Origin of the sequence: Pseudomonas sp. NPDC086251 (assembly GCF_044746405.1) — a bacterium.
In the GTDB taxonomy this organism is placed as follows: domain Bacteria; phylum Pseudomonadota; class Gammaproteobacteria; order Pseudomonadales; family Pseudomonadaceae; genus Aquipseudomonas.
Genome location: NZ_JBIVBY010000011.1, coordinates 46,665 through 58,089 on the forward strand (window position 1 = coordinate 46,665; position 11,425 = coordinate 58,089).

Annotated in this window: 11 protein-coding genes and 2 pseudogenes; 8 read left to right on the forward strand and 5 right to left on the reverse strand. The window is 61.3% G+C overall.

The window, feature by feature from the left end; genetic code table 11:
- The 7 genes from nusB to ACIPL2_RS14970 all read left to right on the forward strand — a co-directional run.
- The coding region (nusB, locus tag ACIPL2_RS14940; RefSeq protein ID WP_401357555.1) for a transcription antitermination factor NusB at nucleotides 1-466 on the forward strand (466 nt) is incomplete at its 5' end.
- 174 nt (nucleotides 467-640) lie between these two features.
- The gene (gene thiL, locus ACIPL2_RS14945; protein ID WP_401357557.1) at nucleotides 641-1,606 is read left to right on the forward strand and encodes a thiamine-phosphate kinase; all 966 of its coding nucleotides are present in this window, start codon (nucleotides 641-643) and stop codon (nucleotides 1,604-1,606) included.
- Nucleotides 1,603-2,106: a phosphatidylglycerophosphatase A gene (locus ACIPL2_RS14950; protein WP_401357559.1), complete on the forward strand. Its 504-nt coding sequence runs from the start codon at nucleotides 1,603-1,605 to the stop codon at nucleotides 2,104-2,106. Before thiL ends, ACIPL2_RS14950 begins: the two co-directional genes overlap by 4 nt.
- Before the next feature lie 22 nt (nucleotides 2,107-2,128).
- A complete protein-coding gene (locus ACIPL2_RS14955) occupies nucleotides 2,129-2,866 on the forward strand; it encodes a substrate-binding periplasmic protein (RefSeq protein WP_401357561.1) in 738 nt (245 codons plus the stop codon).
- 232 nt (nucleotides 2,867-3,098) lie between these two features.
- Nucleotides 3,099-3,716, forward strand: a complete 618-nt coding sequence (gene ribA, locus ACIPL2_RS14960; protein ID WP_045057501.1) for a GTP cyclohydrolase II — start codon at nucleotides 3,099-3,101, stop codon at nucleotides 3,714-3,716.
- Nucleotides 3,713-4,132: an MFS transporter gene (locus ACIPL2_RS14965; RefSeq protein WP_401357563.1), complete on the forward strand. Its 420-nt coding sequence runs from the start codon at nucleotides 3,713-3,715 to the stop codon at nucleotides 4,130-4,132. The genes ribA and ACIPL2_RS14965 overlap by 4 nt, the downstream gene beginning before the upstream one ends.
- Entirely contained in the window at nucleotides 4,132-4,932 is an 801-nt protein-coding gene (locus tag ACIPL2_RS14970; protein WP_401357565.1) for a cobalamin-binding protein, read from the forward strand. Before ACIPL2_RS14965 ends, ACIPL2_RS14970 begins: the two co-directional genes overlap by 1 nt.
- Before the next feature lie 127 nt (nucleotides 4,933-5,059).
- On the opposite strand, the pseudogene ACIPL2_RS14975 reads toward ACIPL2_RS14970, so the two are convergent.
- Nucleotides 5,060-6,154, reverse strand: a pseudogene (locus tag ACIPL2_RS14975) (TonB-dependent receptor domain-containing protein); the annotation flags it as partial.
- Between ACIPL2_RS14975 and ACIPL2_RS14980 the strand changes: the two are divergent.
- Nucleotides 6,153-6,890, forward strand: a pseudogene (locus ACIPL2_RS14980) (TonB-dependent receptor); the annotation flags it as partial. The pseudogenes ACIPL2_RS14975 and ACIPL2_RS14980 overlap by 2 nt on opposite strands.
- A gap of 127 nt (nucleotides 6,891-7,017) precedes the next feature.
- Here ACIPL2_RS14980 and dxs read toward each other — a convergent pair.
- The 4 genes from dxs to ACIPL2_RS15000 all read right to left on the reverse strand — a co-directional run bounded on the left by dxs (nucleotide 7,018) and on the right by ACIPL2_RS15000 (nucleotide 11,400).
- On the reverse strand, nucleotides 7,018-8,916 hold the full coding sequence (gene dxs, locus ACIPL2_RS14985; RefSeq protein ID WP_401357567.1) for a 1-deoxy-D-xylulose-5-phosphate synthase: 1,899 nt from the start codon (nucleotides 8,914-8,916) through the stop codon (nucleotides 7,018-7,020).
- A gap of 92 nt (nucleotides 8,917-9,008) precedes the next feature.
- On the reverse strand, nucleotides 9,009-9,896 hold the full coding sequence (gene ispA / locus ACIPL2_RS14990; protein ID WP_401357569.1) for a (2E,6E)-farnesyl diphosphate synthase: 888 nt from the start codon (nucleotides 9,894-9,896) through the stop codon (nucleotides 9,009-9,011).
- Nucleotides 9,893-10,135 carry an exodeoxyribonuclease VII small subunit gene (locus tag ACIPL2_RS14995; RefSeq protein ID WP_007894317.1) on the reverse strand — a complete coding sequence of 81 codons (243 nt, stop codon included), beginning with the start codon at nucleotides 10,133-10,135 and terminating at the stop codon, nucleotides 9,893-9,895. Before ACIPL2_RS14995 ends, ispA begins: the two co-directional genes overlap by 4 nt.
- A 95-nt stretch (nucleotides 10,136-10,230) precedes the next feature.
- A complete protein-coding gene (locus ACIPL2_RS15000) occupies nucleotides 10,231-11,400 on the reverse strand; it encodes a Fic family protein (RefSeq protein ID WP_401357571.1) in 1,170 nt (389 codons plus the stop codon).
- Nucleotides 11,401-11,425 lie beyond the last annotated feature (25 nt).

Genomic DNA, 11,425 nt, shown 5'->3' on the forward strand with positions numbered 1-11,425 from the left:
CGATCCAAAGCCTGCGGATGCCGGCAAGCCATCGAAAAGCGTCAAGCGTCGCGAAGCCCGTCAGCTCGCGACCCAGGCGCTGTACCAATGGCACATGGCCAAGCAGTCGCTGAACGAGATCGAAGCGCAGTTTCGGGTCGATAACGATTTCAGCGATGTCGATGCTGCCTACTTCCACGACATCCTGCACGGCGTTCCGGCCCACAAGCCTGAGATCGACGCTGCACTGACGCCGTGCCTGGACATCACCATCGAAGAGCTCGACCCGGTTGAACTGGCGGTTCTGCGCCTGTCCACCTGGGAACTGCTCAAGCGCGTCGACGTGCCGTACCGCGTTGTGATCAACGAAGGTATCGAGTTGGCCAAGGTCTTCGGTTCCACCGACGGCCACAAGTTCGTCAACGGTGTACTCGACAAACTGGCCCCGCGTCTGCGTGAAGCTGAAGTGAAGGCGTTCAAGCGCTGATTGGCGCTTGCAGTGTCCTGTCTCGCCGATACGTTCGTTTTTTAGCGAGTGGCTGGTGTTGCCAGACAAGGCGCCGCGACAAGTCATAGCTGGCTATGGCGAGGAGCGGCAACGCAGTATGGCGACACCAGACGCCGCTAAAAAATGAACAGTATTGGTGAGACAGGACACCCAATGGGCGAGTTTGAGCTGATCCGCAATTTCTTCGCCGCCGCGCCTTGTGCGCAGGGCGGCGAAGGCGTTGCCCTCGGAATCGGCGATGACTGCGCCTTGCTGGCTGTTCCTCCCGGGGAGCAGTTGGCGATTTCCACCGACACGCTGGTTGCCGGTGTGCATTTCGCCGATCCCTGCGACCCGTTTCTGCTCGGTCAGCGCTCGCTGGCCGTGGCGGTCAGCGATCTGGCTGCCATGGGCGCCACCCCCATCGCCTTTACCCTTGCCCTGACCTTGCCGACGGTGACCGCCGATTGGCTGAATGCCTATGCCCGTGGTTTGAACGTGATGGCGCAGAGCTGTGGCGTGGCGCTGGTGGGCGGTGATACCACCCGTGGGCCGTTGAGCCTGACGATGACCGTATTGGGGCGCGTCCCTGCTGGCAAAGCGTTGACGCGTAGCGGCGCACAGCCGGGCGACTTGCTGTGTGTCGGCGGCGAGTTGGGCAATGCGGCCGGCGCTTTGCCGCTGGTGCTGGGTCAACGCACCGCGGATGCGGCCATCGGCGATCCGCTGCTGCGGCATTACTGGTCGCCGCAACCGCAGCTGGGTCTGGGCATGGCATTGCGCGGCAAGGCGACCTCGGCGCTGGACATCTCTGACGGCTTGCTCGCCGACTGCGGGCATATCGCCCTCGCGTCGCAGGTCGGCATTCAGATTGAACAGGGCAGGTTGCCGCTGTCGAATGCGTTAGTCGCTTTCCTTGGTCAATCCGGCGCCGAAGCGGCCGCGTTGAGCGGCGGTGACGATTACGTTCTGGCCTTCACCTTGCCGCCCGGCGAGTTACCGGCGTTGCTGGCGGACGGTTGGCCGATCCAGGTGGTCGGGCGTGTGGTCACGGGGCAGGGCGTGGTTCTGCTGGATGCTTCAGGGCAAGACATCACCCCGCAAACCCGGGGTTATCAACATTTTCGGGAGACACCGTGACAGATCATCCCAACCAGGTTCCGGCGGAATTCGTACCGCCGTCGGTCTGGCGCAATCCCTGGCATTTCCTGGCGTTCGGCTTCGGCTCGGGGACCTTGCCAAAAGCACCGGGCACCTGGGGTTCGTTGGTTGCGCTACCCTTTATTCCGTTGTGGCAGATGTTGCCCGACTGGGGTTATTGGCTGATGCTCGGCGTCACCATGCTGTTCGGTTTCTGGTTGTGCGGCAAAGTGGCCGACGATTTGCGGGTACACGACCACGAAGGCATCGTCTGGGACGAAATGGTCGGCATGTGGATCACCCTGTGGCTGGTGCCGGAAGGTTGGTACTGGTTACTGGCCGGGTTCCTGATGTTCCGCTTCTTCGACATTCTCAAGCCGTGGCCCATTCACTGGATCGACCGGCATGTGCACGGCGGGGTCGGGATCATGCTCGATGACGTGTTGGCCGGGGTGTTCGCGTGGCTGGGGATGCAGGGATTGGTGTGGTTTTTCGCATGATGGGCATAGCAGGAGGCTAGGGATGGCTCGGCGCTGGTTGATGGGGATGGTTCTCGCGCTGTTTTGTTCACTCGCCCAGGCGGGAGAGGCTGCGCCGACTCCGTCAGTGATTCATCTGGCCAGCGAAGAGTGGGAAGACTACACCGCTGCCGATGGCCATGGATTGGGCTGGGACGTGTTGCGGGAAGTCTTCGAGCCCGTGGGTGTCAAAGTGGACTTCCGTATCGAACCGTACACGCGCTCCATCGGCCTGGCACAGCGCGGCGAAGTGGACGCCTGTGTTGGCGGTTATCGTGATGAAGTCAGCGATCTGCTGTATCCGCGCTGGAATTACGATACCGATCACATTTATGCCTTGGGCCTGGCGACTAATCCGGCACCGACCGCGCAAACCCTGGGCAACTATCGACTGGCCTGGGTTCGTGGTTACAAGTTCGAGGCTTATTTGCCGAACGTGCAGCGCTTCAACGAAGTGGTGCGGCGCACCGGGATTCTGTCGATGCTGACCCACAACCGTGCGGACTACTACATCGATGCGCTGACCGAGGTGGATTACATTGTCCGCCGGGCCAAGGATCCGACCCAGTTCCGTCGCACCCATATCGCGGAATTACCGCTGTATTTGTGTTTCGCCAATACGCCCAAGGCCCGCGCATTGATGGCGCTGTACGACCAGCGTATGGAACTGCTGGTGAAAAGCGGCCGGTTGAAGCCGATCTTCGAACGCTGGAAACAACCTTATCCGTTCGACACCCACTGACCACGGTCAATGTGGGAGCGGGCTTGCTCGCGAAGGCGGTGTATCTATCGACATAGATGCCTGCTGACACACCGCCTTCGCGAGCAAGCCCGCTCCCACAGGGGTGGTGCGCGGACAGCGATCTAACTTTTTGATCGTTATGCCCCATAATTCAGCCTAAGCGTCTGTCGGAACCTGCTGTTACAATGCCGCGTCTGCGAATCTCCAGTACTTATTGATCAGGAGCACACCGGTGCCTGTCGTTTTTGTCGCCGCTTCCAAGCTGCCAACGCCTTTTGCGCAATTCACCATGCACGGCTTTCTCGATGAAGAAAACGGGCGCGAGCACGTTGTGCTGAGCCTGGGTGAATTCGACGATGGTGCCCCGGTACTCGGCCGGTTGCACTCCGAATGCCTGACCGGCGACGCCTTGTTCAGCCAGCGTTGCGACTGCGGTTCGCAGCTCGAGGCCGCCTTGCAGGCCATCGCCCGTGAAGGCCGTGGCGTCTTGCTTTACTTGCGTCAGGAAGGCCGTGGCATTGGCCTGCTGAACAAGATCCGCGCCTATGAATTGCAGGATGGCGGCGCCGATACCGTCGAAGCCAACGAGCGTCTGGGCTTCGCCGCTGACCAGCGCGACTACGCCATGTGCCTGCCGATGCTCGAGCATCTGGGCGTGAAATCCCTGCGTCTGATGACCAACAACCCGCGCAAGGTCAAAGCCTTGACCGACATGGGCATCGTCGTTGCCGAGCGCGTGCCGCTGCACACTGGCCACAATCCGCACAACAAACTCTACCTGGCGACCAAGGCCAGCAAGCTCGACCACATGATGGGCAACGAGCATCAGGGCGAGGCAGACCGGGCGTGACCCGCGGTCAGGTGCGGCGGCGGCTGTTGGTCAACTGGTGGCAATACCTGGCGCTGGCCTTGTTGCCGCTGTTCGTGATCAACGGCGTATTTGGCCAGAGCGAAGCGATTCTGCCGGTGCTGGCGATGCCGTTGTTCATCGCCGGTGTGGCATCGATGTTTGTCAGCCTGAAGTTTTTCGGCGGCTACAAGCACGCGCTGATCGCGACGCAAAAAGCCCTCGACACCCCTGAAGAACCTGGCGCCTGGATCGATTTGGCCGCCAAACGCCGCACCGCGTTCCTCGTCGCTGCTCTGCCAGCCTGGGTGGGTGCGCTGGCGGTATTCGTCGGCCTGGAAGCGGTGCCGCTGGTGCTGCTGGGCTTGTCGACCCTGGTGCTGTTCTACCTCTACCGTATCCCGCGTCAACTCGGCTGATGCCTCGCGCCTGGCTGGCGGTTTTGTTGCTGGCCGTCAGCGGCTCGGCGTTGGCGGTCGAGCGTGTTGTCAGCCTCGCGCCGTCTCTCTCTGAAATCGTCGTTGAGCTGGGTTCCGCCGACCTGCTGGTGGGCGTGCTGGATGCTGGCGAACGTCCGATCGAACTCAAAGACCTTCCTTCCGTTGGCCGTTATGGCCAGTTGGACATGGAGCAATTGCTCAGCCTGAAACCCGATTTGCTGCTGCTGTGGCCCGGCAGTGTGGGTCCGGCCCAGCGTGAACAACTCAAGCGCTTGAACATTCCCACCTACGTTGCCGAACCTCACAATCTTGAACAACTCACCGCGCAGATCGAGGCGATCGCCGCGCAACTCGGCAGGCCTGAGCGCGGTGTTCCATTGGCTACTGACTTGCGTCAGCGACTGGATTCACTGCGCCAGCGCTATCGACGGAATGAGCCGTTGCGGGTGTTTTATCAGGTCTGGGATCGGCCGTTGTACACCGTCGGCGGCGGGCAGATCATCAGCGATGCGCTTGAAGTGTGCGGGGCGCGCAATGTGTTTGCCGACCAGACACTGCCCGCCCCGCAAGTCAGCGTGGAGGCGGTGTTGCAGCGTAATCCCGAGGTGATTCTGGCCAGTGATCAGGCACAGCTCGATGCGTGGAAGGCTTGGCCACAGGTGGCCGCCGTGGTGCAGGGGCAGTTGCTATTGGTGACGGATAAAGGCCTGGAGCGGCCGAGTGGGCAGATGATTGAGGCGACGGCCAAGCTCTGCCGATTGATCGCGCCCGACCGTTGAGACCGAGGTGCGGCCTTCGCGAGCAAGCCCGCTCCCACATTTGACCGGCGTTGCCTGGATGAACGCGGTCAAATGTGGGAACGGGCTTGCTCGCGAAGAGGCCAGCCCAAACACTACAAAACCCGGATCAGATTTCAGGCGTCCAGGTCACCCCAAACATCCACGCCCGACCTTCCTCGCGATACCCAAACTGACTGCCGTCATGGCTGTACAACGCCCGGCTGTACCCCTTGTCCAGCAGGTTATCGACCTTCAGCTCAAGCTTAATCTCGCGATTCAATTCCCAACTGCTGCGTAGTCCCAGCAGCGCATACCCGCCCAACGGCTGCTGATTGTTCTCGTCGTCATAGCTGCTGCTCACCGCTTGCCAACTGGCTCCAAGCCCCAGGCGATCGAACTGCCGATCCAGGTCAAGGCTCAAGGTCCGCCGCGCACGACGCGCCAGGGTATGGCCGCTGTCGCGATCCCGTGGGTCGATGATCGCCACCCCAAGGTTGCTCTGCCAGCCGAACAATTCCTGCTTCAACGCCGCTTCGAAACCGTTGATGCGTGCCGACGCGACGTTCTGCGGCCGTGAGTTGCTGCCGAAAATAATCGCGTCTTCCAGGTCCGTGCGATACAGCGACGCTTCCAGGCGGCTGCTGTCGGTCAATTGGCTGCGCCATTGCAGCTCATAGCTTTTCGAGGTTTCAGGCTTGAGGTCCGGGTTACTGAAATCGGGGTAATACAGGTCGTTGAAGGTCGGCGCGCGAAAGCCTTCGCTGTAGGTCAGCAGCACGTCGTTGTTCGGGTTCAACGGCAGGGTAAAGGTGCCGCTCCAACTGTTCTGCCCGCCGAACTGCTGGTTCTGATCGCGGCGCAGGCCCAGCTCCGTGGAAAAACTATCCGCCTGGTAGCGATGCTGAACAAATGCCGCGCGGTTCCAGCGGCTGTCTTCATCAAACGGCGTGCTGCTGTTTATCCGGTCTTCGTACCAGTCGCCGCCGAGGATCAGGCTGTTGCGTTCATTCAGAGTCAGGTCGTTCTGCCAGTTCACCGAATCGCGATACGTATTGAACACGCTGCGCTCATCGCTGAGCTGGTCGAGGGTCTTTTCGCGGTTCTCGCTGTGACCGAATTCAATGCGGGTTTTCCAGCGTTCATTCACCCGCGCATCGACGTAACTGCTGACGCTGCTCACATCGAATTCGCTGTAAGGCTGCTGCTGGACCGACTCGAAAGTGGCTGACACTTTTGAACGCGATCAAGCCCTGAAGCTTCCCGACGTGCTGATCAGCGCCAACCGCCAGGTTGAAGCGCGCAACGACAGCAGCGCCGCCAACACCGTGTTCACCCGCGACGACATCGACCGCCTGCAGCCGAACAGCGTCACTGACCTGCTGCGTCGCGTGCCGGGTGTGCAAGTCGGGCAAACCGGTGGGCGCGGCAGCCTGCCGGGGGTTTACATCCGTGGCACCAAGTCGGCGCAGAGCCTGGTGCTGGTGGATGGTCAACGGATCGGCAATTCCACCTCCGGCGACAGCAACCTGCAACACATCAACATTGAACAGGTCGAGCGCGTGGAAGTGCTGCGCGGCTCCCGTTCGGTGATTTACGGCAGCGATGCGATTGGTGGGGTGATCCAGATTTTCACCCGGCGTGGCGATGAACCGGGCCTGCAACCGCGCCTGCACGTGGGTTTCGGCAGCAACCAGACGTGGGAACGCAGCCTCGGGTTGTCCGGCGGTGATGAAAAAACCCGCTTCAATCTCGGCGCCAGCCTCGATGAAACCGCCGGGATCAACCGCACCCACGCGTCCTATCCCAGTGACGGCGATCACGACGAATACCGCAATAAATCGCTGAGCCTGAGCGTAAGTCACGCCCTCAGCGACGACATCGAAATCGGCGCCAACCTGCTGGATAATCGCGGCAAAAGCGCATTCGACAACCCGTTCGGTCGCTTCGACATGGACTCAAGTTTTTGAAAGGCACACAAATCAAATGTGGGAGCGGGCTTGCTCGCGAAAGCGGTGTGTCAGTCAATATTGATACCGACTGACACACCGCTTTCGCGAGCAAGCCCGCTCCCACAGGGTTTTGCGTTTAAATATTCAGGAGTTGCAGACGCTGACGAATCGACGCCTTGATCCCGGCCTCATCCAACCCGCACTCAGCCAGCATTTGCGCCGGCTTGGCGTGTTCGACGTAGCTGTCCGGCAAGCCCAGGTGCAGCATCGACTTGAGGATGTTCTCGCGAGCCAGGAACTCGCTGACCGCGCCACCGGCGCCGCCCATGATCGCGTTCTCTTCGAGGGTCACCAGCAACTCGTGGCTGCCAGCGATGTCGCGAACCAGTGCTTCATCGAGGGGTTTGACGAAGCGCATGTCGACCACGGTCGCGTCCAGTTTCTCGGCGACTTTCAGCGCCTCGGCCAGTTGCACGCCGAACACCAGCAGAGCGACTTTAATGCCCTCACGGCGAACGATGCCTTTGCCGATTTCGATCGGGTCGAGGTTTTTCTCGATGACCGCGTTCGGCCCCGAGCCTCGCGGGTAACGCACCGCCGCCGGACCGTTGAACAGGTGGCCGGTGGTGAGCATTTTGCGCAGTTCGTTTTCGTCGCTCGGGGTCATCACCAGCATGCCCGGGATGCACCGCAAGAACGACAGGTCGAAGCTGCCCGCATGCGTCGGGCCGTCCTCGCCCACCAGACCGGCGCGGTCGATGGCGAACAATACATCGAGGTTTTGCACCGCGACGTCATGGATCAGTTGGTCGTAACCGCGTTGCAAGAACGTCGAGTAAATCGCCACCACCGGTTTTGCGCCTTCGCAGGCCATGCCGGCAGCGAGGGTCACGGCGTGTTGCTCGGCAATTGCCACGTCGAAATAGCGCAGCGGGAAGCGCTCGCTGAAGGCCACCAGGTCGGAGCCTTCCTTCATGGCCGGGGTGATCCCGACAAGGCGCGAATCAGCAGCGGCCATGTCGCACAGCCATTCACCGAACACTGCGGAATACTTCGGCCCGCCCGTCTTTTTCGGCGCGGCGGCCGGGGCGTCCAGGGGTTCGAGCTTGGTGATCGCGTGGTAACCGATCGGGTCGACTTCCGCCGGAGCGAAGCCTTTGCCTTTCTTGGTGACGACGTGCAGGAACTGCGGGCCCTTCAGATCGCGCATGTTGCGCAGGGTGGCGATCAGGGTCGGCAGGTCGTGGCCATCGATCGGGCCGATATAGTTCCAGCCCAGCTCTTCGAACAGCGTGCCGGGAACCAGCATGCCTTTGGCGTATTCTTCGGTGCGACGGGCGATTTCCCAAGCGCCGGGCAAGCGCGACAGGACCTTTTTGCTGCCTTCACGCATGCTCGCGTAAGTGCGGCTGGACAGAATCTTCGCCAGGTAATTCGACAGCCCGCCGACATTGCGCGAGATCGACATGTCGTTGTCGTTGAGGATCACCAACATGTTGGCGTTCACTTCCGGCGCATGGTTCAGCGCCTCGAACGCCATGCCGGCGGTCAACGCGCCGTCGCCGATCACCGCGATCGCCTTGCGATCACTGTTCTGCAGGCGGGCGGCAATCGCCATGCCCAGCGCTGCGCTGATCGAGGTGCTGGAGTGGCCGACGCCAAAGGTGTCGTACTCGCTCTCGGAACGACGCGGGAAGGCGGCAACACCGTCCTTCTGGCGCAGGGTGCTCATGCGCTCGCGACGTCCGGTGAGGATTTTATGCGGATAGGCCTGATGACCCACGTCCCACACCAGCCGGTCGTCCGGGGTGTCGAAGACGTAATGCAACGCGATGGTCAGTTCGATGACGCCCAGGCCTGCACCGAAATGCCCACCGGTCTGACCGACCGTGTAGAGCAATTCCAGGCGCAACTCATCGGCCAGGGTTTCCAGCTCGGCTTCGCCTAACCGGCGCAGGCCGTCCGGCGTGTTGGCACGGTCGAGCAGGGGCGTGGTCGGGCGCTTGCGGGGAATCTCATGAAACGTCGTGGGCATCAGGCGAATCGTTATAGGTATAAAAGATGCGGCAGTTTACCTGATGCATCGTCCCCTGCCCACGCGTTGGTTTTAACTTGGCGGATACGCCATCAGCTGCGCCGGTCGACGATATAGCGGGCCAGGTCGCGTAACGGCTCGGCGGCCGCGTCAAACGGTCGCAGGGCGTGCAGGGCCTGATCGCGCAGTTCCAGGGCGTAAGCCTTGGCCGCGTCGAGGCCAAGCAGGGCCGGGTAAGTCGGCTTGTCGCGCGCGATGTCCGCGCCCTGGCGCTTGCCGAGGGTTTCGGTATCGCTTTCGACGTCGAGAATGTCGTCCTGTACCTGGAACGCCAGGCCGATGGCCAGGGCGTACGTCTGCAAGGACTTCAGTTCGTCTTTTTCGGCACGGCCACTGGCCAGGGCGCCGAGCTTGACGCTGGCCTCGATCAGCGCGCCGGTCTTGTGCCGGTGCATGTACTCAAGTGCTTTTTGATCGAGCTTCAAACCGACCGAGCCGAGGTCGATGGCCTGGCCGCCGACCATGCCGGCCGGACCTGCCGCCAACGCCAGGGCGCTGACCATCTGCAAGCGGATTTCTGCGTCCAGGGTACTCAGGCGCGGGTCGAGCAGGGCGCTGAACGCCAGACTCTGCAAGCCGTCACCGGCGAGAATCGCGCAGGCTTCATCGAATTTTTTGTGCGTCGTCGGCTGGCCGCGACGCAGATCGTCGTCGTCCATCGCCGGCAAATCGTCGTGCACCAGCGAATAAGCGTGGATCAGCTCCACCGCACAGGCTGCGCCGTTGGCTTGTTCCGCCTGGCCGCCCAGCGCTTCGCACGCCGCGTAGGCCAGCAGCGGACGCACGCGTTTGCCGCCATTCATCACGCTGTAGCGCATAGCCTCGTACAACCGCGCGAGCTCAGGGCCCGGCGCGATGAACAGGCTTTCCAGTGCAGCGTTGACGCGGGCCTGGCTGGTCGCCGAATACGCTGCAATCATTCTGGCTGATCCGCGTCGAAGGGTTCCTCGGCGAGCTCGCCATCACGCTCGAGCAGCACCTGAACCTTTTGCTCGGCCTGGGCCAGCGCCGCCTGGCAATCACGGGTCAGACCGATGCCTTGCTCGAAAGCGGTCAGCGAGTCTTCCAGCGACAGTTCGCCATTCTCCAGACGCTCTACCAGCGTTTGCAGGTCAGCGAGGGATTGTTCGAAATCCAGTGCAGCTTTTTTGCGGGCCATGGCGGCGATTTCCGGTTGACGTTAAACCGGCGCGACACTAGCAGACATGGGGGTTATGGGCAAATGAACAGGGTGTTTCGGCCATTGCAGCTGCGTTACGGCTTCGGGCTTTCGGCGTCCTGCCATTTTGCATCTTCGGGATAGCTGACTTGGTACCGAGTACTGCGTCCGCCACCGGGTAAGCGTTTCAGGCAGCCTTTTTCCAGCAATTCAGCTAGATGACGAGTCGCGGTGGCTTTGGATACTTTCGCCACTGACTGATATTGCGCCGCGCTGATTCCGTCTTCGAAACCGCGTTCCCCGCCATCGAGCAAGCGGTTCAGCACTTTTATCTGCTCGGTCGACAGGTCGGACGCCCGATGCGCCTGCCAGAAACGCGCCTTATCTAACACCGACTCGATTCGCGTCATGGCTTGCATCAAGCTGCGCAACAAGGTTTGCAGGAACCACTCCAGCCAGTCAGTGATATCTGCGGTCGCCTTCTGGCTGGTTTCCAGCACCCGGTAATAGCCAGAACGGTCCTCGAGAATGCTCGCTGACATGGCGTAAAAACGGATTGACTGTGCCTCGCCCTGAGCCAGCGCCAGGTCGGTAATGGTGCGCGTCAGGCGACCATTGCCGTCGTCGAAGGGGTGCAGGGTGACGAACCAGAAGTGCGCAATGCCGGCCCGCAGCAACGGATCGAGGCCAGCCTGATTTCGACTGGCTTCAAACCAGTTGAGAAAGGTCTCGAGTTGTCGCTCAAGGCCTTGGCGGGGCGGAGCTTCGAAGTGCACGGTAGGTCTGTCGAGTCGTCCGGAAACCACTTGCATCGGCTCGTCGCCGCGCAATGCGCCAACCCGGATCGAGCGGGAAGCAAGGTCAGTGTGCTGATCAGGAAATAGCCATTCATGCCATTCCAGCAGCCGCTCCAGCGTCAGTGGTTCAGCGAAATGTTGAGTGGCATCGAGCATCAGTTGCGCCAGCCCTTCACTGCGCTGGTTGACGTTTTCGCCATCGTCCAGCTCCAGCCCCAATCGCCGTGCCAATGAAGAACGAACCGAACCGACATTCAACTGCTCCCCCTCAATCGCCGACGAGGTCACGATGTTCTGCAGCAGCGCATCCAGCTCGCTTTGCGCACTCAGTGAACTCCCCACCGAACGGGCCATGCCCATGAGTTGGCCCTGCGCCCGTACGCACTCGCGCAGCAGTGGCGCCAAACGCTCGGCTTGCCAGTTGAAGTTCGGCCAATCAGGCCGCTGCCAGATCCAGTGAGGCGCCATAAATACAGTGCTCTTGAGTGAGTGA

Bases quoted from the DNA above. Each gene is read 5' to 3' on its own strand.
- ACIPL2_RS14995 (WP_007894317.1), bottom strand. From the start codon at position 10,135: ATGGCCCGCAAAAAAGCTGCACTGGATTTCGAACAATCCCTCGCTGAC.
- ispA (WP_401357569.1), bottom strand. From the start codon at position 9,896: ATGATTGCAGCGTATTCGGCGACCAGCCAGGCCCGCGTCAACGCTGCA.
- dxs (WP_401357567.1), bottom strand. From the start codon at position 8,916: ATGCCCACGACGTTTCATGAGATTCCCCGCAAGCGCCCGACCACGCCC.
- ACIPL2_RS14955 (WP_401357561.1), top strand. From the start codon at position 2,129: ATGGCTCGGCGCTGGTTGATGGGGATGGTTCTCGCGCTGTTTTGTTCA.
- thiL (WP_401357557.1), top strand. From the start codon at position 641: ATGGGCGAGTTTGAGCTGATCCGCAATTTCTTCGCCGCCGCGCCTTGT.
- ACIPL2_RS14970 (WP_401357565.1), top strand. From the start codon at position 4,132: ATGCCTCGCGCCTGGCTGGCGGTTTTGTTGCTGGCCGTCAGCGGCTCG.
- ACIPL2_RS15000 (WP_401357571.1), bottom strand. From the start codon at position 11,400: ATGGCGCCTCACTGGATCTGGCAGCGGCCTGATTGGCCGAACTTCAAC.